Source organism: Bacillus sp. 105MF (assembly GCF_000374885.1).
Classification (GTDB): domain Bacteria; phylum Bacillota; class Bacilli; order Bacillales; family Bacillaceae_G; genus Bacillus_A; species Bacillus_A pseudomycoides.
In genome coordinates this window covers 196140-222074 of record NZ_KB895565.1, presented here as the reverse complement: position 1 = coordinate 222074, position 25935 = coordinate 196140, and the positions used below count along the sequence as shown (strand labels likewise).

Sequence of the window (25935 nt, the reverse complement as noted above, 5' to 3'; positions counted from 1 at the left end):
TGGTTTCATGTTATCCAATAATAATTCTCTCTTTGGGATATTTATAGCGAGGTGGTTGTTCCCTTCCACCACTTGCTAAAATAAATGTTAAAATACCAACACGACCAATAAACATGAGAACAATTAATACAAGTTTTCCAGCAGTTGTTAAATCAGAAGTGATACCTGTTGATAACCCAGTCGTTCCAAATGCAGAACATACTTCAACAATTAAACTCATAAATGGTGCATTTTCAGTCATCGATAAAATAAATAAAGCAAAAGCACATAATAAAATCCCCATAGTCATAACAACGGACGCTTTTAAAACGTCTTCCTCATGCAATTGCCGTTTAAAAACACGTACCGTTCTGTCACCTTTTGCAAACGTATATAGGGAAAGAATATTCACAGCAAACGTCGTTGTACGTATTCCCCCTCCAACTGAACTTGGAGAAGCACCAATAAACATTAAAACACTCATAAATAAAAGCGTCGGCTGTGACAAGTCACGTATATCCATTGTCGCTAATCCACCACTTCTCGTTGTAACGGATTGAAACAACGTATAAAATACCGTTTCATGCCAGGATTTCCCTAATAAAAACTGATTTCGCTCCAATAAAAAAATAACGATTGTTCCCACAATAATAAGCGAGAAAAATGTCGTTGTTGTCAATTTTGTAAATAGTGAAAAACGAAATAATTGATGTTTTTCCTTACTCAAATACTGTTTTACTTCCATTAGCACAGGAAAGCCAATTGCTCCTAAAATAATAAGAAGCATATGAATTATTTGTACAATATAGTCTTTCTGATATGGAATAAGCGACTGACCAGTTAAATCAAATCCACCATTCGTTGTTGCACTAATAGAGGCAAAAAAACCATGAAAATACGCTTCTTTCCAACTTGGGAAATAGAGTAAAAATCTTGTTCCTAATAGAAGCGCCCCAACCACTTCTATCGAAATAATCAAAATTAAAATAGACCGCATCAACTCAACAAGCCCTGATAAATTTCCTTGGTTATGATCTGCCATAATTAATCGTCTTCGCTGCAATCCTATTTTCTTACCTGTTATCATCCAAACAAATGTACCAAGTGCCATAATTCCTAAACCGCCTAATTGTAATACGAGCGCTAAAATCATAATACCTGCCGTATTAAACGTATCTGGAATAGAAACCACTGAAAGCCCCGTAACACTAACAGCGCTAACAGATATAAATAACGCATCTATAAAAGTCCATTTTACACCTGGCTTAATGACAAATGGTAAACTTAATAAAATTACAGAAACAATTACTGCTATGAAATAAAATAAAACAATAAGCTGTACCGGACGCAATTTTTGCAAAAATTTCTTTATATCTCTCATCCCATCACTTCGCTACCTTTTTTCTATCGATTAAACAAAGAAAAATCATCATTTTCTTTATTTGTAAATAACTGCTGAAATAGTTTTGCAAATACCATTCCATATACAGTTCCATTTCCTCCATACGGTAATGCATAATACAAATTAGAGACTTTATCATCTTCTTTACAAATAGGAAGACCATCATGACTTCCGCCAAATGCAGCAGCCCAATAATATTCAGCTCTTATATTTGAAAGATTTGGAAACATCTCTTGTATAATTTTAGTTAGCAACTCTCGTTTATGCAATAACTTTGTATCACCAAATTTCTGAAGTTGCATCGCTTCATCTAATCCGCCTACAATAATTCTATTTTTGTACGTACGAAAATACAAATACGGCCGAGCAGTTTCCCAAATTAATGATTGTTCGTGCCACCCATTAAAATGCTCTTGCTCATTTGTAACAATAGCATAAGAGGTTTCTACCGTTGTATTTGCTTCTTTTTTCCCAAATAGTGTTTCATATCCTGTAGCCATAATCACTGCTTTCGCTACAATTTTCTTACCTATTTTTGTGTAAGAAACCAAATCTTTTTGAACAGGCTTAATATGCACAACCTCTGTATTTTCAAAAATAGAAGCACCTAGCTGGTTTGCTTTATGTATAAGACCATGAGCTAACATATACGGGTTCACTTCTGCATCCCCCCCTGTATATAATGCTGCCGGTTTTGTAAATGAATATCGTTTCTTAATATCAGATTCTGTAAAATACTCAACAGGAAATCCGTAACGTTGTAATGTACGATACTCTTCTTGAAGGAATGAAATATCTTCATTTTGACTTGCATAATATAAGCTTCTTCTCGGAATAAAACAAGGATCAATATCTAACATTGGAACAACCTGTTCCAATGTTCGCAGTGCCTCGTAACAAAGCTGATAAGCTCGCACCCCTTTTGCTTCCCCAAATGTATGAATCAAAGATGTCAATGACTTATCATGAACAAATTGTAGTAATCCTGTATTAGCAACTGTGCTTCCGTGTGCAATTTTTCGTTTATCAATCAACGTGACACTCATTCCTAATTTTGTTAAAAAATATGCAATTTGAGCGCCTGATTCTCCGCTTCCAACAATAAGCACATCACATATCATATCATTTTCTAATATCGGATAACAAGGCATACAAGCTTCTTCATTCCAGTATAACTTCCCTAATGCTAATTTCATAACTATTCTCCTACAATTGAATTTCCTCCCTTTTATTTTTTGTTACTTTACATAAAAAAATCCAGCTAGCCTATGCTAGCTGGATTTTCCATTTCATTCGTATGAACAAAAAAGATATGTGTTCAAGCCATAATAATCACTTTTTCACTTCAATTAGAGCGTTCCTCAAGCCAATTTCCAACTGTAGGATACGTTTGTTTTACAGCCGTTCCACCATATACAACTGACATATGTCCTGTCGGCAAGCACACATACTGTTTGTCTGTACTAGAAATATGGTCCAAGAGCGCCTCTACTTGGCATGGCAATGCAATATGATCACGTTTTGCAGAAATATTTAAGACATTTGCCTTAATGTTTTCAAGTTTTACTTTTTGACCTCGAATCACGAGCTCACCTTTAACCAATTTATTATTTTGATAAAAATCGCGAATCCATTGTCGATACGATTCACCTGGGAATGGGATACCATCTCCAACCCATTTTTGAATTAGCTTCCAGCTTTCAACAAAGCGCTCATTTTCTGAGCGATCAAGTAAAGCAACATACGGACCAACAAAGTTTGTAATTGGCTTTAACATTTTATTTCCGAAATCAATCATTTCCGGCGGTATATTTCCAAATGTATCAACTGCTTTGTCTAAGTTAAAATACTTTTCATCTAATAATGGACCATATAATCCGGTTTCAGAGAAATCAAATGGACTTGTCATAAAAATTAAATTTCGAATCGGCATATGTGGGTGAAGTGCCGCATAAATGGATGTTAGCGTACCACCCATACAATATCCGAGTAGAGATACCTCGTCCGCTTTTGCAGTTCGCATTACTTTTTTAACTGCTTTTGCAATATAGTCGAACACAAAATCATCAAACTTTAAATGACTATCTTCTAAACCGAATGTGCCCCAATCAAGCATATACACATCAAAACCACGATCTACTAAATATTCCACCAAACTATTTCCTGGTGTCAAATCCATAATATATGGTTTATTAATTAGCGCATAGATCAATAAAATGGGAACTGAATGTGTTTTTTCCTGCTTTGGAATGTAACGATACAGCTTCGTTTTATTTTTCGTCCAAATGACCTCTTTTGGAGTTAAAGCAACTTGTGGCTCTGGTTCACGCAGTAAAACTTCACTCGCTCTTTTAAAACGACGATATGCTTTTCGATATTCTTCTGGGTATAGTTCCAATTGCTTTTCCCATTCTGTTACGAATGTAGTCATTTTCCTATCTCCTTTTTAACTGATTTCCTTCTTCAAGAAAGAAGTGCACTCCTGCTATGGATATGCACTTTCTCCTTGCTTCATTACATATATAATCCGCCGTTAATATTTAACTGTTGACCAGTGATATACGCTCCATCACGGCACAAGTATACAACACCTTTTGCAATTTCATCCGCTTGTCCGAAACGTTTCTTTGGAATCTTAGAAACGATTTTTTGACGAACATCTTCCGGCACTTCTGCTACCATTTCTGTATCAATGAATCCTGGGCAAATCGCATTCACTGTTACATTTGTTTTCGCAAGTTCTAGCGCTAATGACTTTGTAAATCCTAACATACCAGCTTTTGCTGCTGAATAGTTTGTTTGTCCAAATCCACCAGCTTGTCCAATAATAGAAGAAATGCTAATGATTCTACCCTCTTCTGATTCTGTTATGTAAGGAAGTGCCGCACTCGTTGTATTAAATACACTACTTAAGTTTACATCGATTACACGATCCCAATCTTCACGGTTTAATTTTTTGAAAGTACGGTCTCTTGTAATACCAGCATTATTTACAAGAATATCTACCTTACCAAAATGATTCACAGCTTCATCTACAAGGCGCTTCGCATCTTCTAGCTTAGAAACATCTGCCTGAACTGCATATACATCATGACCTTCTGTTCCTAATTCATTCACTAGATTTTCAGCCGCTTCTTTACTGCTATTATAGTTAATAACAACCTTTGCTCCCTCTTTTGCTAATGCTACTGTAATCGCTTTACCAATTCCTTTTGCCCCACCTGTTACGATTGCTACTTTACCATTTAATTGAACCATTTCTATTCCCCCTTTATTGAATTTGTTAGATATAAGAATGCATCACCTTGATACATATTTTAAAACGATATTCTACATACAAACTATTTTCAGCTGTTCATACCATTCGTAAAAGAGGTTCTCCCTTTCCCTTTTTGAACGTATAAACAACACTTCTTAACTACTTTTTATTCTCTGGTTTCAGAGGCGCTTTCGCCACTTCTTTCCCTGGTTCCTGTAATTTTGCTAACACTTCATTTTGTTTTTCAAGTAATCCTAAAATCTTATCCACTTTATCTTCTAATGTACGAATATCTTGTTTCACTTTTGTTACATCACGTTTTAGCGTAGGAGATTGTCCTAAAGAATCTGCTTTTTCTTCCAAAAACTCTTCGATGTTATCAACTTTATTTTCTAAGTTAATAACAAGCGTAGCTACTCTTGCGATATCGTCTTGGGTTGGCATGTTCACTTTTTCTAAATAGCCTTTTGTTGCATCATTCAACATCTTCTGATAAAACAAATTCAAATCTAGAACGCTTCCCATCCAAGCAGAATACTCTTCTGTTTTGATTGTTTCATTGAGCGTTTTTCCCCAAAATGTTTCGGTCTGTTCATAAGCTTCTTTCCATGCTTGTAGTGGATCGAATTTTTGATCAATCACTTCTCCTACACTCCTTTATTCGTTTTTGAAACAATTCAACCTATTCACTATTTTCCAATATTCTGAATAAAACTTCAAGTCTGTATTTTGTTTTTTTCTATATTCCAACAAATGTATTGACATAGAAAACAGATAGGTGTAAATTGCACTTATAAGCAAAAAATTCCATTTAACTGATTCATGAGGTGATGCACAATCATGCTACATAATGAACCAGAACAACAAGAAAGTTTGGAAACAAACCAAGCGAAACAACCAAACTCCATGCCAAAAAACTTCTTAGTTCCCTTCTTACTTCTCTGTCTAAAAGACTGGAGTCTTCACGGTTACAAACTGATTCAAATGCTAATGGATATTGGCTTTTCTTCCGTTGACCAAGGTAATGTTTATAGAACCTTGCGCAAGTTAGAAAAAGAAAACCTCATATCTTCCACTTGGGATACAAGTGAAGGAGGGCCAGCAAAGCGAATTTATTCTTTAACAGAATATGGAGAGCAATATTTAGCAACATGCGCGACCTCTTTTGAACATTACCAAAATATGTTGCGAACATTCTTCACGTTATACACCAATGCATTCTTTCCATTTTCTACTTCTCCAGAAAAGGATGAAAAAAAATCTTCATCTTCACCTGGTGGTACAGCAGAATAATCTGCGTTCACAATATGCAAAAAAATATTTGGAGGTCAAACCATGGAAACTAAACCATACGAACTGGTCGATGCATTTTGGAAAAATTGGTCACATTCTCTTTCCCTTTTCTCTTCAGCAGGGAAACAATTGGAGCAACTTACTTTAGAAACTTTAAAACAACAGCAGGATGCTTTGCATAAATTAACAGCAGGAGTAGATGAACTCGAAAAAGAACTACAACAATTCACTACTCAATTTAATAGTCAATATACAGAATACGTGAAGCAATTCACAGGCAACTCCTTAAATGAACAAATTAACGAATGGCAAGAAAAATGGAACGAACTTTCTAATCATATTCATCAACTTACTGTGTCTCCAACAAAAACATCTTTATCGATTCTTACTCAAACGAACGGCAAGTTTGAAGAAACAACAAAACAATTCATTGAACAACAACAACTTCAACGTGACGAGGGTCAAAAACAATTAGAAGGTTTTTTGGAAGAATTCAAATCTACACAACTGGAACTCGTAAAAAAGTTCGAGGAAAACTCAAAAAATCTATTTACTTCCATCAAGTAAGGAAAATGTGGCAGCTTACCGCAGAACAAACTAAACTCTTTCTTCCTCCCATTGCATCAAGATGGCTTACATTTTTCGATATGGAAAAGAAGGAGGAAAAAATGAATCCATTTCAAGAAGCGCAGTCTGTTCCAGAGCTTCATTATGATGAGATTCAAGTTGGCGATCAAGCATCCTTAACAAAAACGATTACCAATGAAGACATTATCACTTTTGCAAAACTGACCGGGGATGTAAATCCAATTCATATTCTGGACTCTTTTGCAAAAACAACAATGTTTAAAGAAAGAATTGCACATGGTATGCTTGTTTCAGGATTTATTTCGACCATTCTCGGAACAAAATTACCAGGAAAAAACACAATTTATTTATCACAAAATGTATCATTTCGTGCACCTGTAAAAATTGGTGATACCTTACGCGTAGTCGCAGAAGTTATCAAAAAACGTGATGATAAAAAAATTATTACGTTGCAAACAAATGTATATAATCAATGGAATGATATAGTTGTCGAAGGTACAGCAACAATAATGAAAAAAGAGTAGCATGTGTGCTACTCTTTTTTCGTATCCAATAACTTCTAATCTCACCGATTACTTCCGTGTATGACCAAACATATAACACATACACTAACGATACCAGTTTATACAGTGAGCTAGCTTGTATCAGCAAAACATTCCTTTACTGCTCATTAAAAACAAATAAACTGGAATATAAATTAGGATGTGTTATCAATGGTAAAAACAAATAAATTACTTGTTCCTGGTGCTGAGCAGGCGCTAGAACAATTTAAATATGAAATTGCACAAGAGTTTGGTGTAAGCTTAGGTTCGAATACAGCATCTCGTTCTAACGGATCTGTCGGTGGCGAAGTAACAAAACGTCTCGTTTCCTTAGCACAACAACAATTACGTGGATAATTCTATAAATAATTGATTCAGGGGCAGATATATTCTGCCTCTTTTCCTTTTCAACATACATTGTAATTCTTTTTGACATACTACAAAGAGCAAGCCGAAAGGAAAGGTATATAATATGAAACGGATTAATATTAAAATGAGTCCTCCTCGTGTACTTACGTTATCTTTTATTGCACTATCCATTATCGGAACATGCCTATTAAAACTGCCTATCTCCACTACAACTTCAATTTCTTGGCTAGATGCATTATTTACAACTGTTTCTGCATTTACAGTTACAGGACTCGGCGTTGTTGACACCGGAAAAGTGTTCACCCTATTTGGGCAACTTGTCATTTTAACACTCATACAAGTTGGCGGTCTCGGCATTATGAGCTTTGCTATATTAATCGCGATTATGCTCGGGAGAAAAATCGGTCTCCAAAATCGAATTTTACTACAGCAAGCATTAAATCAAACAAATATCGGCGGAGTGATTCGTCTCGCAAAATCATTATTTCTATTTTCTTTTACCATTGAATGTTTCGCTACTCTTCTTCTTGCTTTTGAATGGGTTCCAAAATACGGTGTTTTTAACGGACTATATTATAGTTTTTTTCATGCCATTTCAGCATTTAACAACGCCGGATTTTCCATTTGGACTGATAATTTAATGTCACAATCTCATAGTATACTCGTCAACATAGTCATTTCCTCTCTCATTATTTTAGGCGGAATTGGTTTCACAGTCATAGTGGATATAAAAAGAAAACGCAACTTTAAGAACCTTACATTACACTCTAAACTTATGCTCTCATCTACTCTTATTGTAAATATTGCTGCTACAATTTTAATTTTTATATTTGAATTCCATAATCCAATTTCTATGAAAGGATTTACACCGTTTGAAGAAGGACTAGCAGCCTATTTCCAAGCTGTTTCCACACGTACAGCTGGCTTTAATACTGTAGACATGGCACAATTAACAAAACCATCTCTTTTACTAATGATGTTGCTCATGTTCATTGGAGCTGGTAGTGCTTCAACAGGTGGCGGCATTAAATTAACAACCTTTTTAATTATGCTACTCGGGGTTCTTAAATTTTTACAAGAGCAAGATGACATTGTCATCTTTAAAAAATCAATAAAAGATGGTTTGATTGTAAAATCACTTGCCATTGTAGTCATTTCAATCTCATTTATTTTTTTCGCCATATTAATTTTAAGTATCACCGAACAAGTTCCCCTCTTAATGAGTGCCTTTGAAGTATTTTCGGCATTTGGGACTGTTGGTCTCAGTATGGGACTTACCTCGAAATTGACAATAATCGGAAAGATAACCATTATCTTTATGATGTTTTTTGGAAAAATGGGTCCTTTAACATTAGCATTTTCTTTTGCACATAAAAAACAAAGAAAGATAAAATATCCAAACGAAGACATTTTAACAGGTTGACAAACATTTACATTATCCATATAATGAAAATACAATAGCATATTTCCAAAGGGGAGTAGCGTCCAAGAATATATTCTTGGAAACAAAGTCGTCATTACGTAGAACTCAGTTCTTCCGGCTTTGTTGGCATTTTTATTACATATGTCTAGCAAGACCTTTGCCTATCAACGGCAGAGGTCTTTTTTGTATTCTTTTCCAATTCCTTCCGTCGTTGATAGGTTGGAGTATGGGGAAACTAAACAGTGGGGAAACCTCTTCACTTGTTTAGGATTTATACAATTGAGAGGAGAATGTACATGGATGTATCATTATTATTGGAGTATGGTTGGGTATTGCTTATCTTAATTGCACTAGAAGGAATTTTAGCAGCAGATAACGCTCTAGTCCTTGCCATTATGGTAAAACATTTACCAGAAGACAAACGAAAAAAAGCATTATTTTACGGATTAGCAGGAGCTTTCGTGTTCCGTTTTGGATCATTGTTTATGATCTCTTTCTTAGTCGACGTATGGCAAGTGCAAGCACTGGGGGCAATTTACTTAATGTTTATCGCTGGTAACCATTTATTCAAAACATATGTTAAAAAGAATACACATGAAGAAACTGAAGAGAACGAAATAAAGAAAAAACAAGAAAACTTTTGGTGGACAGTATTTAAAGTTGAAGTTGCCGACATTGCGTTTGCCGTTGATTCTATTTTAGCAGCTGTTGCATTAGCGATGACTTTACCAAAAACAGGCCTTGGTACAATTGGTAGTCTTGATACAGGACAATTTCTTGTTATTTTTACAGGCGGGCTCATTGGTTTAATCATTATGCGATTTGCTGCATCTGCTTTCGTACAAATATTAAAACGTAAACCAGGATTAGAAACTGCTGCATTCTTAATTGTTGGTTGGGTTGGTGTGAAACTAGCAGTTTATACGTTAGCACACCCTGCTTTAAATGTTATTCCACACAGTTTCCCAGAATCAGCACCATGGAAAATTGGATTTTGGATTGTACTAATTGGAATTGCAATGGGTGGTTGGTTCTTATCTAAAGATACAAGTGTCCAAAATACACAAAAGAATTTGGATGAAAAAGCGCTGTAACAACAGCGTTTTTTCATTTACCTCATACTAAATAGTCCCCCCTTCAAAAATAGATAGATAGATGGAGGATAACTAATCCATTTGCCATCCTTGAAAGATAACGCCCCAATGATAGAAGTTTCATTTTATTACATAAAAAGTTGCCATTTCCCTATATTTTTACAAACATATGATATCATACCACAATTTGTTAACGCTTTCATTTAGAAGGTATGTCCTTTTTGTGAAATATTGCACAATCTTATTGAAACTAGGAGTAAATACGTGTACCTTATTCATATGAAGAGTACTTACAGACAATGTACTAAAGGAGCGTATTAATTATGCTAGAACAAGGATTAGCTTACGTTGTACAACTTGCGCAGAAAAAGAAACAAATGTTGGATGCAAATCCAATGCAATATTTCATTCGCGCTGCACTAGCTGGCATCTATATTGGTTTTACTATTGTACTATGTTTTAAATTAGGGAATTTCTTCAATGTTGTAAATTCACCCGCAACATATTTAGCATCTTCTATGTTTTTTGGAATTGCACTTATATTAATTATATATGGCGGAGCTGAATTATTTACAGGAAATACAATGTATTTTACAGTCGCAACTCTGCGAAAAGAAACAACAATTGGCGATACACTTCGTAATTGGGTCGCTTGTTATGCAGGTAACTTAGCAGGTGCAGTATTTTTTGCATTGTTATTTTACGCAACTGGTATTTTCCAATCAATCAATCATGGTCATTTAATGAGTACAGTCGTTGCAGTAAAAATGGGAACACCTACAATGCAATTATTTTTCAAAGCGATTTTATGTAACTGGCTCGTGTGCCTTGCATGTTTCCTACCTTCTCAAGTAAAAGGAGATACAGCAAAAATACTTATTATGATGTTTCTTGTCTTTACTTTCTTCTTATCCGGTTATGAACATAGTATTGCAAACTTATCATTATTTGCACTATCTTTAGTATCACCACATCCTGATACAATTTCTTTCGCTGGTGCTATCCATAACTTAATCCCGGTTACAATTGGCAACATTATCGGCGGATCCGTATTCGTTGGGATGGTATATCATTATTTAACTCAAAAAAATCCAGAACCTAAAGCGGCAGAAGATAACCTAGAAGCAGTTCAACAAGAAGAAATCATCCCTTTACAAGCACAGATGAAACACTAAAAAAGTTCCAAGGATCCCCTTGGAGCTTTTTAACTTCCAGTACATTTCACCTGTATATTTGAGGAAATCTCTCTCGTTTCTTTTCCTTTATTTATCCGCTCTAACATGTACTGCATACCAATTGAATCATTTGTATGTAAATGAATTTCCTGTACATAAAGGCCTTCCGTACAAAAAACTTCTAAAAAATCCAAACCATTTTTCTGACGCCATCCCATATTATAATCGAGCGATATAATATCTACATCAGAATTGCGCAAAAAATTTAAAGCAGTTTCGACTGTTGTCGCTAAGACATAACCAAAGGGGCAAGGTCTTTGATCATCCATATACACTTTCATTTTCTACTTCTCCTTTATCCCGCTATTTGCGGACAGTAATACCTCCACTGGTTACAGTTTTACTTTATTCCAGATATATCATAGCCAAATAACATATTGTTCCAAGTGCAATAAACGGTCCGAATGGCAATGGTTGTCTTGATGTAATACGCTTGAGTAACATACCAATTCCAAAGAAACAAAGACTCAAACTAGAAGCACAACAAAGCACAATAAAAATTGCTTTCGCCCCTATTATAAATCCAAGTAGCGAAAGTAATTTCACATCACCTCCTCCAAGTCCATTCGGAAATAGAATTTGAACGAGATATAACACAATAAATATCGTTCCTCCACCAATCAAGCCCTCCCACCAAGGAACGAGTGAAATAAAAATATGTTCTATTACAAATAAACAAGCAAAAGAGAATAAAATTACATCCGGGATTAACATATAGAACAAATCTGTCATTGTAATGATAATGAGTAAAGAAAGTAACGTCCATATAAGAATTAGTTCTTTATCCATTCCAATCACATACGTAAAAAAAAGAAATGCTCCCCCTGTTATCACCTCAAACAATGTATAAATAAAGGGTACTTTCATTTTACAATGAATGCAGCGACCTCTTTGTAAACAAAAAGAAATAATTGGAATAAGCTCTTTCGGCCTTAGCGTATGACGACAATAATCACAATAAGAACGAGGAGCAATAATAGATTGTCCAATAGGAATGCGTACTGCTACAACCGTATAAAAAGAACCTAGCACCGTCCCTATTAAAAAAGCATATAAATAAAATATCACACCATCCTCTCCTTCCCCAAAAAAATATAGCAAAAAGAGAGCGACACTTCCATTTCGCATTATCTTTGTTCTAATAAAAAAGCAGGCCATTTCTTAGCCTGCTTTTCCCCATTTTACACTACAAAATAATATGCTTTTAATGGTCCATGTACACCTACAACAAGATTCATTTCAATATCAGCTGAGTTACTTGGACCTGTAATAAAGTTAATACAAGATGCAACTTCTTCTCCATTCTCTACACGCGTATTCATATCATGAACCGCTTGTGTAATACGTGGTACAATTGTTTCACGTGGAATGATTGCAAAATAAATCGTAGGCAAGAAGTGTAAAGAACGACCTTGTCCTTTATGACTTTGCACGACAATTGTACCGGATTCTGCTAATGTGTAATCACTAAAAGCAATACCGATATTTGCTTTTTCAGCCAAGCGAATATTTTCTTCTTTTTTCTCTGGATTCCAAGTGTTTACTTCAACATTTTCGTTCGGAAGTTCTGTAGAAAATAGAGCATTCAAACCGTACGTATCAAAACGTTCGTCCCCCGATAATAAAATAGGTCCGCCGCCGTTTTCAGTAATTACTTTTCGAACTACTGCACTCAGTTCATCCCTTGTTGTTTCAATTACAGTCGTATGAATGTTGGTACATTGTTTTTTGAATACCGCTAACAATTCTTCCTCTGAATAATCTTTCAACGTTTCTACGTTTACATTATTCTTCCATACTGGACGCTGTACTCCTTCTGTTTTACGCGCACGCCCAAGTTCTTTCGCAATGTTGTCTAAAAAGGAATCACGGTTTTGAATTGTCCCTGTCATCAGTCATTCCCGCCTTTCTTATGATCTTTATACCAATCACGGAATCTTTCTTTACTTGGAGCTGGGAACTCGCGAATATCCGTCCAGTTTTTCAGCGGCCCTACACCTTTCGTTACACGATTACCAGACGTAAATGGACTCATAGCAGCCGGAGCAATTTTAGATCCCATTTTGTATAAAGATGCGGAAGACGCACCCATACTAAACATCTTCATTGCTAATTTTTCTGCAAGTGGCGCTCGCCCTTCTTTCTCAACAATGACTTGGCGATGTTTTAATAACAAGTCATGCAATGGAATTTTTACCGGACAAGCTTCTGTACACGCTCCGCATAAACTAGAAGCATACGGAAGCTCTTTATAATCATCATATCCACCTAAAAGTGGTGTTAATACTGCCCCAATTGGACCAGAATAGATGGATCCATAAGAGTGACCCCCAACATGACGATATACAGGACATACGTTTACACAAGCTGCACAGCGAATACATTGCAACACTTGACGGAATTCAGAACCTAAAATTGTAGAACGTCCATTATCAACAACAACTAAATGAAATTCTTCTGGTCCGTCTACTTCCTCTTCCTGAATCGGTCCTGCTACCGTTACATAACTTGTTAATTTTTGACCAACCGCACTGCGGCACAGTAAACCAACAAGAACATCTAGTTCTTCCATAGTTGGAACCATACGTTCCATACCCATTACCGCGATTTGTGTTTTGGGAATAGACATAACAAGGTCAGCATTTCCTTCGTTTGTTACTAGACAAAGAGAGCCTGTATTTGCAACTGCAAAGTTACATCCCGTTACCCCAATTTCAGCATCCATAAATTTTTCACGAAGTTGTTTACGAACAAACTTTGTCATTTCATATGGATCATCAGAATTTTCATACCCAAGCTTTTCTTTAAACACATCACGAATTTGCGTTCTGTTTTTATGAAGTGCTGGTGCAATGATATGAGATGGTGGATCGTTATCTACTTGTAAAATGTACTCACCTAAGTCACTCTCTAATACTTCACAGCCAATTTCTTCAAGTGCATGGTTCATGCTAATTTCTTCCGTTACCATCGACTTTGATTTTACAACTTTTTTTGCTTGCTTCTTCTTTGCTACCTCTTGAATATACTGTGCTGCTTCTTCTTTCGTTTTTGCAAAGAAAACATGCCCGCCTCTTTTAGATACATTTTCACTCAGTTGCATTAAATAGTAGTCTAAGTTTTCTAACGTATGCTGACGAATTTGTTCACCAAGTTCACGCCATTCCTCCCAGTTTCCTAATTCATCGGCTGCTTTTAAGCGATTTGTATATAAACGCGTTTGTGCAGAAGATACTGCCCCGCGCATAAATGAATCTTGAATTCCATCGCCAACGCGATCATTAAATTTTTTCTCACTGATTTTCATAGACATAGCTTATGTTCCCCCTTCATGAGCGACTATTCAATACCTCAGCAATATGCATTACTTTTACTTCTTTACCTAAGCGCTCAATACGTCCGCCAATGTTTAACAAACACCCACAGTCAGCACCAATTAAATAATCAGCACCTGTTTCCATCACACTATCCACTTTCTCATCTACCATTTGTTCAGAGATTGGTGTCATTTTAACTGAAAACGTTCCCCCAAAACCACAACAATTTTGTACGTTTGGTAGTTCTTTTACAGTTAGCCCTTTTACATTTGATAGTAAAATCCCTGGAGCTTCTTTTACTCCTAGTAAACGTGTCATATGACAAGATTTGTGAACAGTCGCTGTTCCTTCTAAGTGCGCACCAACATCTGTAACTTTTAACACATCAACAATAAATTGTGTTAATTCATATGTTTTATCTGCTACTTTTTGTGCACGAGGTGCCCATTTCGGATCATCTTTAAAAACGTGTGGATACTCATGAAACATTGTCGCACAAGAACCAGATGGTGTAACGATATATTCTGCATCTTCGAAAGTTTCAATCATATGCTTCATCGCTTCTTTTGCTGCTTCTACATGACCGCTGTTATATGCTGGTTGTCCACAGCAAACTTGAGCTTCTGGAAATTCAATTTCACACCCTAAATGCTCCAACAATTCAACCGTTGCTTTACCAACATTTGTTTCAAACATATCAACTAAGCAAGTAACAAACAAAGTAACTTTCATAATTATAATTCCCCCTCATTACAACTTCGCCAACAATCATATGGTCATCAGATGACTTAACAGAAAGAAGAAGCTAGGCATAATTGACCTACCTAAACCTCTCCCTAAAAGAAAACGCTTACTCAATCTTTCTCTATTCTATCAGAAAAATGAAACTTTGAAAGAGTAAATCACGAATTTATATCTTGTCTACCTGTGACAATATGCTCTACATTTGTTAAATGATTTAGCATTGCTTGCTGTGCAGATTCCACATCTTGTTTCAATACCGCATCATAAATAACTTGATGCTCTTCTAAAAGTCGTTCTGCTGTTGTTTGTTCACCATATAAAATAATGCGTCTCGACTCACCAATCGTCTCAGCAATCATTTCCGAAACATGATTCATAAGTTCGAGTAAGATGTTGTTATGTGAAGATTCTGCAATTCCCATATGAAAATGAAAGTCTGCTTTTTCACCAGCCCTTTCATTCCCCATGCTTTTTTCCATTTCATCTAACCAATGCTTCATATTTTTCAAATTATCTTCTGTACGTTTTACTGCTGCTGCCCGAACTGCCCCGACTTCAAGCACTTTTCGTACTTCCAATAAATCTAAAATATCTTCCTTCTTCATTAACAACATGTTATTTAAAGGTTTTGTCAATGCTGAAGAATCGAAGTTCTTCACATATGTTCCTTCCCCTTGTTTCATTTCAATTAACCCCATAGCTCGCAAGGCACTAAGCGCTTCACGAACTGCAGATCTGCCAACTTGGAACTGCTCGGCTAATTGATGAACAGGAAGAAGTTTGTCACCAGGTTTTAATGTACCATTTTTTATCATCGTTAAAATGGCTTCAGATACTTCTTCGTAAATTTTTTTCGGCTTAATAGATTTGTACTCCAGTTAAATCACCTCAGTATCATCCAAACAACAATTCAAACGATTTATAAGAACATAGCATCCATAACCATTTTAGAACGAATTAGTAAGAAGTACAAATGTTTTGTTCATAAAATAGCCATTTTTTTGTTATATAGAGGAAATTGATGGTTATTATACCCAGTAGCGGGTTGTAACTGGTATTTAATCTGGTATTATTCGCCTTCATTTCCTATTTCCCCCTCTATTCACGAATAGTAAGACCCCCCACTTCAAAACGTGTTACGTTTAAGTGGGGAATTGACAACTAAAACATACTTCCTTCTTCATTCGCAGGTAATTTTATAATAACCGTTGTTCCCTTTCCTTTTTCACTTTCGACTCGCCATTCTCCGTCATGGATATGCACGATTTGTTTGACAATCGCAAGACCAAGACCTGTTCCACCATGCCTGCGACTTCGCCCTTTATCAACCCGATAGAAACGTTCGCCAAGCTGCTCTAAATGCTCAGCATCAATACCAATTCCCGTATCCTTTATTTTCAATTCACACTGCCTATCTTTTTTCTTCAATTGTATAGAAATGTTTCCATTTTGATTTGTATAACGAATAGCGTTGTCTAGCAAGTTATGAAGCACCTGTTGCATCCGATCCTCATCAATCGTTACAATAATATCTGGATCAAGATCCGTTGAAATATACAGCTCTTTTTCCATACATTTCAATTCGTACGTTTCTAATACATCTTCAATAAGCTGCGCAAATACAATCGGTTGTTTTTTTAATGGAAAATGGTCTCCTTCAAGTTGCGCCAAATCTAATAAATCATGAACAAGCCGTTGCATACGACCAGCTTCTCTATGAATGAGCTGTGTAAATTTTGATTGTTGCTGTCCCTTTGCAACTCCATCTAATATCGCTTCACTATACCCCTTAATATAACTTAGTGGCGTCCGCAGTTCATGAGAAACATTTGCTGAAAATTCCTTACGTTTGACATCTTCCATTTCTAATGAATTTGCCATTTTATTAAACGCTTTCCCTAAACGTCCTATTTCATCTTCCGACGAAATCGTAATACGCTCAGAAAAATCTCCTGTTGCCATATGATTTGCAACTCGTTCCATTTGTGAGAGCGGTTTTGTAATCGCAATAATAATTTTTCTACCAATCCATATTGTAAGTAAAATCATAACGAAAGCTAATGGAGCTAAAATAAGTCCCATATCATAGATTAAATCTTTAATACTCTTTAATGGAATATATGAGTACACAATCCCAACTAATTTCTTTTCTTCTAAAACAGGAATAACAACTCCCATAATATTACGCTCGAAATGTTCTTCATATCCAACCTTCGTAACGGTCTTTCCATCTAACAATGTTTGTCTATCACTCTCACTAATAAGGGAATGATGATGTACATCAAAAGGTATACAAGCACTTAAATCACGAGGATTACTAACGAAAAGTACATCCGCACTCGAGATACGATCAAATGCCTGAACTTTCTCTCCAAACGCTAACGTACCCTCGTCCTTTTTATATTGAGATACGAGCCTTTTCCCTTCCATTACTAACGAATCTTCAATGTTTTGAACATATAACTTTTCATATGAATATAAGGACACGAAATAAAGAAAAGAAACTGTTACACATACTGCACATACCACCGTAAGCCAAAGCTTTTGTACCATCGTAAACATGTTACACCTCAAATTTATAACCTACACCCCAAACTGTTTGAATGTAGTTTCCACTTTCTCCAAGTTTTAAACGCATCGTTTTCACATGTGTATCTACCGTTCTCGTACTTCCTGCGTAATCATATCCCCATACTTTTTCAAGTAATTGCTCACGACTAAACACTTGTCCATTATGCCCGCAAAGAAAATAAAGTAGATCAAACTCTTTTACAGTAAGAGAAATAGGCTCTCCGTCTATTTCAATTCGACGACTTTTTTCGTTAATTACGATTGGACCAAATTGAAGTTCTTCTTCTTGTTGTTCTTGCTTCGTATATCTTCTTAATACAGCTTCCATACGAGCAATGAGCTCACCTGGACTAAATGGCTTTACAATATAATCGTCCGCTCCCATCCGTAAACCATTAACGCGGTTCCATTCTTCTCCTTTTGCTGTTAAAAAAATAATTGGTACATCCGATGTTTTTCGAATTTCTTTACAGACTGAAATTCCATCCATCTGTGGCATCATAATATCTAAAATAACAAAATCGTAATGATCTGTATCAAGCATATGAAGCGCATCTTTTCCGTTCTCTGCTTCTCCCCATTCATATCCAAAATTATCTAAATACATGCCAACAAGCTGTCTCATATCACTTTCATCATCTACAAGTAATACTTTATGTTTGTTCATCTCTCTCTCCCTTCTCGCTGCGTAAGTTGAAACGGTCCCTTTCCAACCGCAATCGTTTGTTTCACTTTCATTTTCTGAATATCAATTACATACACTTCATTACTATCATAGCTAGCTACATAACCTTCTTTCCCACTTTTCAAAAAAGCAAATGGATTAGATCCTACCTCAAGAGCTCCTACTTCTTGATATGTTCGCGCATCAAATTTTCTTAATGTATTTGATCCATGACTTAATGCATACACGAATTTTTCATCTCCCGCAAGACTAACTGGCATAAATGGTGCATGTAAAGAGCGAACCATCTGTCCATCTGCTAAAGAATAAACCAATACTTTCTCATTCACTTGCTTCCCATCTCCATGTCCACCAATCCATATTTCCTTTCCATCAGCGCTGACCATTGCCCCTGTTGATGCTGGTGGTACCATAAATGAATGCACAACTTTCTTTTGGTCTAAGTCAATTGTTGATAACTGTGTATCATAAAAATTTAATACATGTAATTGTTTATCATTCTGCACCATTGTTAGCGGGCCTTTTCCTACCGAAACACTCTCTGTCTCTTTTCCATTTATTGTAAAGAATCGTATTTTTTGTTCATTTTGATCAGCCATAAATAATTGTTTTCCATCATTTGATACGATGACATTCGTAATTCCTTTTCCCGTTTTCCATTTGTTCACTTCGTTTCCTTCTGTTAACGAGTATATATATGCATATTCTAACTGCTTACCATATACAAGCATGTCTTCCCCACTTGGCAGCAGCACGATTCCTGTAATAGGTTCTTTTAATTCCCATGTTGTTAATGTCTTTTTCGACTTTTCGTCAATAAAGCTAACGCTACCCTCTTTAATATTTGTTGTTATGATGATACTTTTATTTTTAGCAATCGGTGTATATGAATTCCCCTGACATCCTGCTAACAGAAACAAAAAACATAGCAGAAAAAAGTATTTCTTCAAAAGATTCCCTCCATCTTTAGATGATTTCGTTATAATTGTAAAATAGCAAATATTTGTGAGGAAAGTGTGAAATCTTCCTAGTCTTAATACAACTACATATATAATGTACAACAAATAGAAATAGAGGTGTGCAAATTATGCTTTTTCCCGATTTAGCAAACAAAATTGTCCGTGAAGTTCGAAGGCTAATTACTGAAAATATTATAATTATTGATATACAAGGCACAATTATCGCTAGCACAAATCCAGCACGAATTGGACAATTTCATGAAGGCGCCCTTCGCTGTGCGAAAGAAAAGAAAACTGTCATCATTACAAAAGAAGATGAACGATATTTACAAGGGGTAAAAGCAGGAATGAATCTGCCTCTCCTTTTCCATGATGAAGTAATTGGCGTTATTGGCATTACAGGTGAACCCGAAAACATTTCACAATACGGGGAAATATTACGAAAAATGACCGAATTATTAATTCATGAAAATTATTTTTTAGAACAACTAGAACTCTAGCAACGTTCCTATGAAGCTTTTGTTTTTGATTGGTTGCAAAGCAATGATTGGTCTCCTAGTTTTCTCGACCGTGCCAAAACACTCGGTATCGATTTACATAAGAAAAAACAACTTATTTTATTTTCATTTGATCAAGATGATACAATGCTACAACGGAAAATTTGGCAGCATATTCGTAACTTGTTAGCTAAAGAGGAACTATTTGTACGCTGGGGAAATGACCGTTTTATATTATTTACAACAATGGAAGCAAAGAAAAGAACTTTTCAATTTTTAAAGAGATTGAAACACGATTGTGAATCTTTATTTCCGATTATACTATATATTGGTATTGGACAAACAGTAATGCCAAATGAAATGCATGTATCATACGAACAAGCATTGCATGCGCTTTCGGTTGCCTTTAAAACAAAAGGCATTATATTTAATGAAGATTTACGTTTAGAAATGTGTTTACAAGATATTACCGCTAACACTCGTGAAGAATTTCTTCAACGCACCATTTATCACTTGCTACCTGCAACTGAACTCATGCAAACACTACGCTTATTTATCGATCATAATCAATCCTATAAACAAACAGCAGAACTGTTACACATTCATATTAATACATTACATTACAGACTTAAAAAAATAGAAGATTATACAGGACTTGACCCAAAACAATTTAAAGATTTAATTATTTTATACTTTGCACTTCTTTTATTAGATAATCATACAAAAAAAGACAGCAAAAACAATTAATCTTCAGTTGATTATACATAGAAAGAAATCCCCTACTTTTTTATGATTATAATGAAAATACTGTTACAACGTGTATATTCTTATTTTCATCATTCAGTAAATAGTCACTGAATGATGAAATGAGTCAAACTCCTATGAATAGGATAAACAAGTTAACAGTTTGAGGGGGATTTTCTAATGTTAGAACAACATATTATTGATTCATTCGTATCCATTGTTGGCAAAGATAATGTAGATACGTCCAACATGGGACGTTTAACGTATAGCTACGATGCAACTCCAAATTTCCAAGCGATGCCCGATGCGGTTGTCGCACCACGCAACACGAACGAAGTAGCTGAAATATTAAAAGTATGTAACGATCATAAAGTTCCAGTTTACGTACGAGGCTCTGGAACAAACCTTTGCGCAGGAACATGTCCACTTGAAGGCGGAGTTGTTCTTATCTTCCGCCATATGAATCATATTTTAGAAATAGATGAAGAAAACTTAACAATTACCGTGCAAGCTGGTGTCATTACACTTGATATTATTAAAGCAGTGGAAGAAAAAGGGCTATTTTATCCACCAGATCCAAGCTCTATGAAGATTTCTACAATCGGTGGGAATATCAATGAAAATTCCGGTGGCTTACGCGGTTTAAAATACGGTGTAACACGAGATTATGTTATGGGCCTTGAGATTGTCTTGCCAAATGGTGATATCATTCACACCGGTGGTAAATTAGCAAAAGATGTAGCTGGCTATGATTTAACTCGCCTATTCATCGGCTCTGAAGGCACACTTGGTGTTGTAACAGAAGCCATTTTAAAACTTGTTCCAATGCCTGAAACAAAGAAAACAATGCTTGCATTATATCAAGACATCAATGAAGCCGCTCGTGCTGTATCAGCAATTATTGCCAATAAAATTATTCCAGCAACACTTGAATTTTTAGATCAACCAACAATTGAAGTGGTAGAAGAATTTGCACAGATTGGTTTACCAACAGATGTAAAAGCAATTCTCCTAATCGAACAAGATGGCTCTCCTGAAGTTGTGAACCGCGATATTGAAAAAATGGCTGAAGTTTGCCGTTCTATGCATGCAGTTGATGTTCGTGTTGCAAAGGATGAAACAGAAGCAGATGCACTCCGTACAGCGCGTCGCAGTGCGCTCTCTGCTCTAGCAAGACTGAAACCTACCACAATTTTAGAAGATGCTACTGTACCACGTTCTCAAATTGCTCCTATGGTTGAAGCAATTAATGCCATCGCTAAAAAATATGATATTTCTATTTGTACATTTGGGCATGCTGGTGATGGAAACTTACATCCAACATGTATGACCGATGCTCGTAATGCTGAAGAAATGCACCGTGCTGAACAAGCCTTTGCAGAAATTTTCGAAAAGGCAATTGAACTTGGTGGTACCATTACAGGTGAACATGGCGTTGGTGCCATGAAAGCTCCTTATTTAGAGTTGAAATTAGGAAAAGAAGGCATCGCTGCTATGAAAGGTATTAAGCAAGCTTTCGATCCACATAACATTATGAATCCTGGAAAAATGTTTGCCAAGGACTCTCGTAAAAGAGTGGTGGTAGAAAGATGACAACATTAAATAAGGGACAGATTCAAAAAGCATTTAAAGCACGCCTGAATGAAGATGAATTATTAAACTGTATGCGATGTGGATTTTGTTTACCAACTTGTCCTACCTATATTCAATCTGGATATAAAGAGTCTCATTCCCCGCGCGGTCGTATCGCTTTAATGAAGGGCATTGTCGATGGATTAATTGAGCCGGATGAAGATGTTGAAAATACATTAAATGTTTGCCTTGGGTGCCGCGCTTGTGAACCTGCTTGCCCATCTGGCGTAAATTACGGACATTTATTAGAAGAAGCACGCGATATTATGAATCAAAATAAAAAGTTCTCTATGCCCGTCAAAGCTGTTCGCAAAATTGTATTCGAAGGCTTATTCCCTCACCAAAATCGCATGCGAGCATTAACAGGACTAATCGGTTTTTATCAACGCTCTGGCTTACAAACGTTAACACATAAAACAGGCATTATGAAGTTGTTCCCAGAAACACTCGCAACAATGGATCTCGTCTTACCAAAAGTACCTAAGATGAAAGAAATGAAAAATCGCCCTGAATTTTTACCAGCTGAAACAACAAAGAAAAAACGTGTTGCTTTCTTTACTGGCTGTTTAATGGATACAATGTTTTTGGAAACAAACAACGCTACGATGAAACTTCTTCAACTTGCTGGCTGTGATGTTGTGATTCCAAAAGAACAAAGTTGCTGCGGAGCACTACATGGTCATACCGGAGAAAAAAGTGGCGCAAAAGAGCTTGCAAAACGAAACATCCAAGCCTTTGAAGATTTAAAAATTGATTATATTATTACAAACGCCGGTGGTTGTGGCGCGTATCTCGTAGATTATGACTACTTATTAAAAGATGATCCAAAATGGGCAGAACGCGCAAAACAATTTGTTACGAAAATAAAAGATATCACTGCTATTTTAGTAGAATTAGATTTTCATAAACGAATTGATTTACGCCTTCCTCCGCAAATTATTACGTATCAAGACTCTTGTCACTTGCGTAATGTCATGCGAACATCTTCTCAACCTCGTATGCTCTTACAAGCAATTCAAGGTGTGACATATCGTGAAATGAAAGAAGCGGATCGTTGCTGTGGTTCTGCTGGTATTTATAATATTGTACATTCGGAATTATCCATGGAATTTTTAGATTACAAAATGGAACGTGTTCATGAAACCGATGCAACAACAATTGTCACTGCAAATCCAGGGTGCTTACTACAAATGAAACTCGGCATTGAACGTGAAAAGCTTTCTCATAAAATGAGAGGTATTCATATTGTAGATTTATTATTAGAAGCAATTGAATCAAACTCGTAATATATGTAACAATGTGAAAACGGCTATCTCTTTCTTCTATGTAAAGAGATAGCCGCTTTTTTATTCGCTACAAGATTAAAAATATGTTACCGTCTATAAAAAAAGAACAACAAAAAGATTACAACTTCGTAAAAAAGCATCCATTATATTCCTCAAAAAAGTGGTAAAACCCTTGATGTGAATGGTTTTCATCTTTCCTAAATAGGTAATTTAATCCAAAATATCACCTTTATAAGCAAGGCAGAAAATGCTGAAATTTCCTTTTACAATCTAGTTTTCTCGCATTTCATCTCTTATTTAAATCTAGGATAAAATAGGTAATTTTATAGTCTATGTATTTTTTTCCATCTTTTTTCCGGCAATTTGTATGCTACGATGAATTTGTCAGTCGGACAGGCTGTCAAAAATAAATCTGTGTGAGAACAGTTAAAAAACTTTTACATAGGGGGACACATATCATGAAAAAGCGTGTTTTATTATCTGTAGCAGCAGCAACTGCATTTACATTCGGAGCATCTACTCTTAGTGCCGAGGCAGCAACGGTACAACCATCCACAATAAAGGTTCAGAATATTCAGCATTCTGAAGTCTTTATGCAACATATGAATCAACAAGAATTACAAAAATACTTACAATCTATGGGAATTAACTCTCTAGCACAATGGAATCAAGTAAAATTCCAACAAGGGAACTGCTTCATTCCTGGTCAGCAACCAAACGTACCTACTACACCAGAGGTTACTAAACCAGAAACTACTAAACCGGTAGAACAAAAACCGGCTGAAGAAACAGCAAAACCAGAGGCTCAAAAGCCAGCTGAAAACAACAACAACAACAATACTAATAACAATGAAGCACAAAAACCGGCTGAAAATAAGCCAGCTGAAGAAGCAAAAGGCTCTTTAAGCGAATTTGAACAACGCGTTGTTGAATTAACAAATGCTGAGCGTGCAAAACAAGGCTTACCAGCATTAAAAATTGACGCTGGATTAAGTAAAGTTGCACGTGCTAAATCTGAAGATATGCAAAAAAATAACTACTTCGATCATAATAGCCCAACATACGGATCTCCATTCGATATGATGAAGAAGTTCGGTATTTCTTATAAATCTGCAGGTGAAAACATCGCACAAGGCCAACGTACACCAGAAGAAGTTGTACAAGCTTGGATGAATAGTGAAGGTCACCGTGCAAATATTTTAAATAGCGGTTACACTCACATCGGTGTTGGTTATGTTGAAAGTGGAAACTACTGGACACAACAATTTATTACGAAGTAAGTATATGAATTAAAACCTTTCTTTTTAGAGGGGGAGAGAGGATCTGGCCACACATAGAAGCGGTCAGATCCTTTTTCTGTCCCATGCCATGTGAAACCAAAAGGAGACAATGAGTGCAGGTCTCCTTTTGGTCTTCATAGCCGCGACTTATATATTGGAAAATCAAAATGGACTTATATATATAAGGAGTCTCCTATTATAGAAGACTCCTTTTTTCCCTCTATTCGCGAGCAGTAAGACCCCCACCTCAAAATTCAGCGAAAACAAGACGTTAGGTTTTGGGATCAACTGCCCGGAAAAGCTCGATTGGTGAGGGCCGATAATCAGCGGGGGGAGATAAAGAAGCCCCCACTGATTAAAGTTTTACTTTATGTTTCATAATTTTCTAGTATATATGAATACAAAATACAACACATAAAAGCAATAGACCCACAGCTAATCACACCGATTAGTAGATACAATCCCCATTGTAGTTTCAAAAACAAACAAATTAATATGATAAGCGACATGTATTGAAAAATACGCTGACTAAACAAACGTATTTTCTGTAACACAATCGGCTCCTCTTCTTTTTTTCTTCCTTTTTTAAATCCTTTACTAACCATAAAAAGAAACGCGCTAATCCCTATTATAAGACCCGTTTGAAATGGTATATCTATTCCAGTGCCAATAGCAAGAATAAACATATGAATAAATAATAAAAATAGCGATACATTCTCTTTAAATCTCATCACAATATAGTGGTCATTCTCATTAAACTTATATACGTAACGTGAGATTATATACAACAGACCATGAAAAAAAACAATAAGATAAGGAATAAATAATACCACCACTTGCTTCCTCGCATATTCATTTGGTTCACCATTCTGATTCCAGTGCACCGCTAGATAATTCGGTAAATTTGGATATAGAAACAACGTAAATAGAAGGCCAGCAAAAAATATACCCATAATATATTTATATCTTACCAAGTAATCTTCACCTCTCTTTTCTATTTACGGCTTCGATTTTCACAAAAAATTTCCTGCAAAAA

25 protein-coding genes, 1 pseudogene and 1 riboswitch are annotated in these 25935 nt (G+C 35.9%); of the genes and pseudogenes, 11 read left to right on the top strand and 15 right to left on the bottom strand.

What is annotated here, in order from left to right; genetic code table 11:
- Positions 1 to 10 precede the first annotated feature (10 nt).
- From C564_RS0101160 to phaR, 5 genes are all read right to left on the bottom strand, one after another.
- Positions 11 to 1360 (bottom strand): TrkH family potassium uptake protein, encoded by a 1350-nt coding sequence (locus C564_RS0101160; RefSeq protein WP_006094095.1) that lies wholly within the window; start codon positions 1358 to 1360, stop codon positions 11 to 13.
- A 23-nt stretch (positions 1361 to 1383) separates the two neighbouring features.
- Positions 1384 to 2577: an NAD(P)/FAD-dependent oxidoreductase gene (locus C564_RS0101155; protein WP_018764160.1), complete on the bottom strand. Its 1194-nt coding sequence runs from the start codon at positions 2575 to 2577 to the stop codon at positions 1384 to 1386.
- A gap of 149 nt (positions 2578 to 2726) precedes the next feature.
- Positions 2727 to 3812: a class III poly(R)-hydroxyalkanoic acid synthase subunit PhaC gene (gene phaC, locus C564_RS0101150; RefSeq protein ID WP_003196066.1), complete on the bottom strand. Its 1086-nt coding sequence runs from the start codon at positions 3810 to 3812 to the stop codon at positions 2727 to 2729.
- 83 nt (positions 3813 to 3895) lie between these two features.
- A complete protein-coding gene (locus C564_RS0101145; protein ID WP_003196065.1) occupies positions 3896 to 4639 on the bottom strand; it encodes an acetoacetyl-CoA reductase in 744 nt (247 codons plus the stop codon).
- Positions 4640 to 4799: 160 nt separating this feature from the next.
- A complete protein-coding gene (phaR, locus tag C564_RS0101140; RefSeq protein ID WP_018764159.1) occupies positions 4800 to 5282 on the bottom strand; it encodes a polyhydroxyalkanoic acid synthase subunit PhaR in 483 nt (160 codons plus the stop codon).
- 198 nt (positions 5283 to 5480) lie between these two features.
- On the opposite strand from phaR, the gene phaQ reads away from it, so the two are divergent.
- The 7 genes from phaQ to C564_RS0101105 all read left to right on the top strand — a co-directional run bounded on the left by phaQ (position 5481) and on the right by C564_RS0101105 (position 11124).
- Positions 5481 to 5933: a poly-beta-hydroxybutyrate-responsive repressor gene (phaQ, locus tag C564_RS0101135; protein ID WP_003196063.1), complete on the top strand. Its 453-nt coding sequence runs from the start codon at positions 5481 to 5483 to the stop codon at positions 5931 to 5933.
- 42 nt (positions 5934 to 5975) lie between these two features.
- Positions 5976 to 6500, top strand: a complete 525-nt coding sequence (phaP, locus tag C564_RS0101130) for a polyhydroxyalkanoic acid inclusion protein PhaP (protein ID WP_003196062.1) — start codon at positions 5976 to 5978, stop codon at positions 6498 to 6500.
- 101 nt (positions 6501 to 6601) lie between these two features.
- Entirely contained in the window at positions 6602 to 7045 is a 444-nt protein-coding gene (locus C564_RS0101125) for a MaoC family dehydratase (RefSeq protein WP_018764158.1), read from the top strand.
- A 189-nt stretch (positions 7046 to 7234) separates the two neighbouring features.
- Positions 7235 to 7420: an alpha/beta-type small acid-soluble spore protein gene (locus C564_RS0101120; RefSeq protein ID WP_000241213.1), complete on the top strand. Its 186-nt coding sequence runs from the start codon at positions 7235 to 7237 to the stop codon at positions 7418 to 7420.
- 115 nt (positions 7421 to 7535) lie between these two features.
- Positions 7536 to 8855 (top strand): TrkH family potassium uptake protein, encoded by a 1320-nt coding sequence (locus C564_RS0101115; protein WP_006094090.1) that lies wholly within the window; start codon positions 7536 to 7538, stop codon positions 8853 to 8855.
- A gap of 38 nt (positions 8856 to 8893) precedes the next feature.
- Positions 8894 to 9060, top strand: a riboswitch (yybP-ykoY riboswitch).
- Between the two features lie 91 nt (positions 9061 to 9151).
- Positions 9152 to 9949 (top strand): TerC family protein, encoded by a 798-nt coding sequence (locus C564_RS0101110; protein ID WP_018764157.1) that lies wholly within the window; start codon positions 9152 to 9154, stop codon positions 9947 to 9949.
- A 323-nt stretch (positions 9950 to 10272) separates the two neighbouring features.
- Positions 10273 to 11124: a formate/nitrite transporter family protein gene (locus C564_RS0101105; protein WP_003196057.1), complete on the top strand. Its 852-nt coding sequence runs from the start codon at positions 10273 to 10275 to the stop codon at positions 11122 to 11124.
- 29 nt (positions 11125 to 11153) lie between these two features.
- On the opposite strand, the gene C564_RS0101100 is transcribed toward C564_RS0101105, so the two are convergent.
- From C564_RS0101100 to C564_RS0101060, 9 genes are all read right to left on the bottom strand, one after another.
- Positions 11154 to 11465, bottom strand: a complete 312-nt coding sequence (locus C564_RS0101100; protein WP_016113915.1) for a cyclic-phosphate processing receiver domain-containing protein — start codon at positions 11463 to 11465, stop codon at positions 11154 to 11156.
- A 64-nt stretch (positions 11466 to 11529) separates the two neighbouring features.
- A complete protein-coding gene (locus tag C564_RS0101095) occupies positions 11530 to 12312 on the bottom strand; it encodes a prepilin peptidase (protein WP_051107051.1) in 783 nt (260 codons plus the stop codon).
- Positions 12313 to 12365: 53 nt separating this feature from the next.
- Entirely contained in the window at positions 12366 to 13076 is a 711-nt protein-coding gene (locus tag C564_RS0101090) for a LutC/YkgG family protein (protein WP_018764155.1), read from the bottom strand.
- Complete coding sequence (locus C564_RS0101085; protein WP_006094085.1) at positions 13076 to 14497, bottom strand: LutB/LldF family L-lactate oxidation iron-sulfur protein; 1422 nt, start codon at positions 14495 to 14497, stop codon at positions 13076 to 13078. Before C564_RS0101085 ends, C564_RS0101090 begins: the two co-directional genes overlap by 1 nt.
- A 16-nt stretch (positions 14498 to 14513) precedes the next feature.
- Positions 14514 to 15233: a (Fe-S)-binding protein gene (locus C564_RS0101080; protein ID WP_003206400.1), complete on the bottom strand. Its 720-nt coding sequence runs from the start codon at positions 15231 to 15233 to the stop codon at positions 14514 to 14516.
- Positions 15234 to 15403: 170 nt separating this feature from the next.
- Entirely contained in the window at positions 15404 to 16093 is a 690-nt protein-coding gene (locus tag C564_RS0101075) for a FadR/GntR family transcriptional regulator (RefSeq protein ID WP_255258758.1), read from the bottom strand.
- A gap of 313 nt (positions 16094 to 16406) precedes the next feature.
- Positions 16407 to 17807 (bottom strand): sensor histidine kinase, encoded by a 1401-nt coding sequence (locus C564_RS0101070; RefSeq protein ID WP_003206404.1) that lies wholly within the window; start codon positions 17805 to 17807, stop codon positions 16407 to 16409.
- Position 17808: 1 nt separating this feature from the next.
- Entirely contained in the window at positions 17809 to 18483 is a 675-nt protein-coding gene (locus tag C564_RS0101065) for a response regulator transcription factor (RefSeq protein ID WP_018764154.1), read from the bottom strand.
- Positions 18480 to 19451 (bottom strand): YncE family protein, encoded by a 972-nt coding sequence (locus tag C564_RS0101060; RefSeq protein WP_018764153.1) that lies wholly within the window; start codon positions 19449 to 19451, stop codon positions 18480 to 18482. The genes C564_RS0101065 and C564_RS0101060 overlap by 4 nt, the downstream gene beginning before the upstream one ends.
- 137 nt (positions 19452 to 19588) lie before the next feature.
- Between C564_RS0101060 and C564_RS33260 the strand changes: the two are divergent.
- The 4 genes and pseudogenes from C564_RS33260 (at position 19589) to C564_RS0101040 (ending at position 24899) form a co-directional block, all read left to right on the top strand.
- A pseudogene (locus tag C564_RS33260) lies at positions 19589 to 20704 on the top strand (CdaR family transcriptional regulator).
- Positions 20705 to 20881: 177 nt separating this feature from the next.
- On the top strand, positions 20882 to 22294 hold the full coding sequence (gene glcD / locus C564_RS0101050; protein WP_018764150.1) for a glycolate oxidase subunit GlcD: 1413 nt from the start codon (positions 20882 to 20884) through the stop codon (positions 22292 to 22294).
- Positions 22291 to 23619, top strand: coding sequence for a (Fe-S)-binding protein (locus C564_RS0101045; RefSeq protein ID WP_018764149.1), 1329 nt, complete (start codon positions 22291 to 22293; stop codon positions 23617 to 23619). The genes glcD and C564_RS0101045 overlap by 4 nt, the downstream gene beginning before the upstream one ends.
- A gap of 458 nt (positions 23620 to 24077) precedes the next feature.
- On the top strand, positions 24078 to 24899 hold the full coding sequence (locus tag C564_RS0101040; protein ID WP_018764148.1) for a CAP domain-containing protein: 822 nt from the start codon (positions 24078 to 24080) through the stop codon (positions 24897 to 24899).
- 368 nt (positions 24900 to 25267) lie between these two features.
- Here the strand turns inward: C564_RS0101040 and C564_RS0101035 are convergent, their stop codons facing one another.
- Complete coding sequence (locus C564_RS0101035) at positions 25268 to 25873, bottom strand: DUF1648 domain-containing protein (RefSeq protein ID WP_018764147.1); 606 nt, start codon at positions 25871 to 25873, stop codon at positions 25268 to 25270.
- Positions 25874 to 25935 lie beyond the last annotated feature (62 nt).

What these genes read in the sequence shown, in the direction of transcription:
- C564_RS0101160 (WP_006094095.1), bottom strand. Translation starts at nt 1,360, where the DNA reads ATGAGAGATATAAAGAAATTTTTGCAAAAATTGCGTCCGGTACAGCTT.
- C564_RS0101155 (WP_018764160.1), bottom strand. Translation starts at nt 2,577, where the DNA reads ATGAAATTAGCATTAGGGAAGTTATACTGGAATGAAGAAGCTTGTATG.
- phaC (WP_003196066.1), bottom strand. Translation starts at nt 3,812, where the DNA reads ATGACTACATTCGTAACAGAATGGGAAAAGCAATTGGAACTATACCCA.
- C564_RS0101145 (WP_003196065.1), bottom strand. Translation starts at nt 4,639, where the DNA reads ATGGTTCAATTAAATGGTAAAGTAGCAATCGTAACAGGTGGGGCAAAA.
- phaQ (WP_003196063.1), top strand. Translation starts at nt 5,481, where the DNA reads ATGCTACATAATGAACCAGAACAACAAGAAAGTTTGGAAACAAACCAA.
- phaP (WP_003196062.1), top strand. Translation starts at nt 5,976, where the DNA reads ATGGAAACTAAACCATACGAACTGGTCGATGCATTTTGGAAAAATTGG.
- C564_RS0101125 (WP_018764158.1), top strand. Translation starts at nt 6,602, where the DNA reads ATGAATCCATTTCAAGAAGCGCAGTCTGTTCCAGAGCTTCATTATGAT.
- C564_RS0101120 (WP_000241213.1), top strand. Translation starts at nt 7,235, where the DNA reads ATGGTAAAAACAAATAAATTACTTGTTCCTGGTGCTGAGCAGGCGCTA.
- C564_RS0101115 (WP_006094090.1), top strand. Translation starts at nt 7,536, where the DNA reads ATGAAACGGATTAATATTAAAATGAGTCCTCCTCGTGTACTTACGTTA.
- C564_RS0101110 (WP_018764157.1), top strand. Translation starts at nt 9,152, where the DNA reads ATGGATGTATCATTATTATTGGAGTATGGTTGGGTATTGCTTATCTTA.
- C564_RS0101105 (WP_003196057.1), top strand. Translation starts at nt 10,273, where the DNA reads ATGCTAGAACAAGGATTAGCTTACGTTGTACAACTTGCGCAGAAAAAG.
- C564_RS0101100 (WP_016113915.1), bottom strand. Translation starts at nt 11,465, where the DNA reads ATGAAAGTGTATATGGATGATCAAAGACCTTGCCCCTTTGGTTATGTC.
- C564_RS0101095 (WP_051107051.1), bottom strand. Translation starts at nt 12,312, where the DNA reads ATGCGAAATGGAAGTGTCGCTCTCTTTTTGCTATATTTTTTTGGGGAA.
- C564_RS0101090 (WP_018764155.1), bottom strand. Translation starts at nt 13,076, where the DNA reads ATGACAGGGACAATTCAAAACCGTGATTCCTTTTTAGACAACATTGCG.
- C564_RS0101085 (WP_006094085.1), bottom strand. Translation starts at nt 14,497, where the DNA reads ATGTCTATGAAAATCAGTGAGAAAAAATTTAATGATCGCGTTGGCGAT.
- C564_RS0101080 (WP_003206400.1), bottom strand. Translation starts at nt 15,233, where the DNA reads ATGAAAGTTACTTTGTTTGTTACTTGCTTAGTTGATATGTTTGAAACA.
- C564_RS0101070 (WP_003206404.1), bottom strand. Translation starts at nt 17,807, where the DNA reads ATGTTTACGATGGTACAAAAGCTTTGGCTTACGGTGGTATGTGCAGTA.
- C564_RS0101065 (WP_018764154.1), bottom strand. Translation starts at nt 18,483, where the DNA reads ATGAACAAACATAAAGTATTACTTGTAGATGATGAAAGTGATATGAGA.
- glcD (WP_018764150.1), top strand. Translation starts at nt 20,882, where the DNA reads ATGTTAGAACAACATATTATTGATTCATTCGTATCCATTGTTGGCAAA.
- C564_RS0101045 (WP_018764149.1), top strand. Translation starts at nt 22,291, where the DNA reads ATGACAACATTAAATAAGGGACAGATTCAAAAAGCATTTAAAGCACGC.
- C564_RS0101040 (WP_018764148.1), top strand. Translation starts at nt 24,078, where the DNA reads ATGAAAAAGCGTGTTTTATTATCTGTAGCAGCAGCAACTGCATTTACA.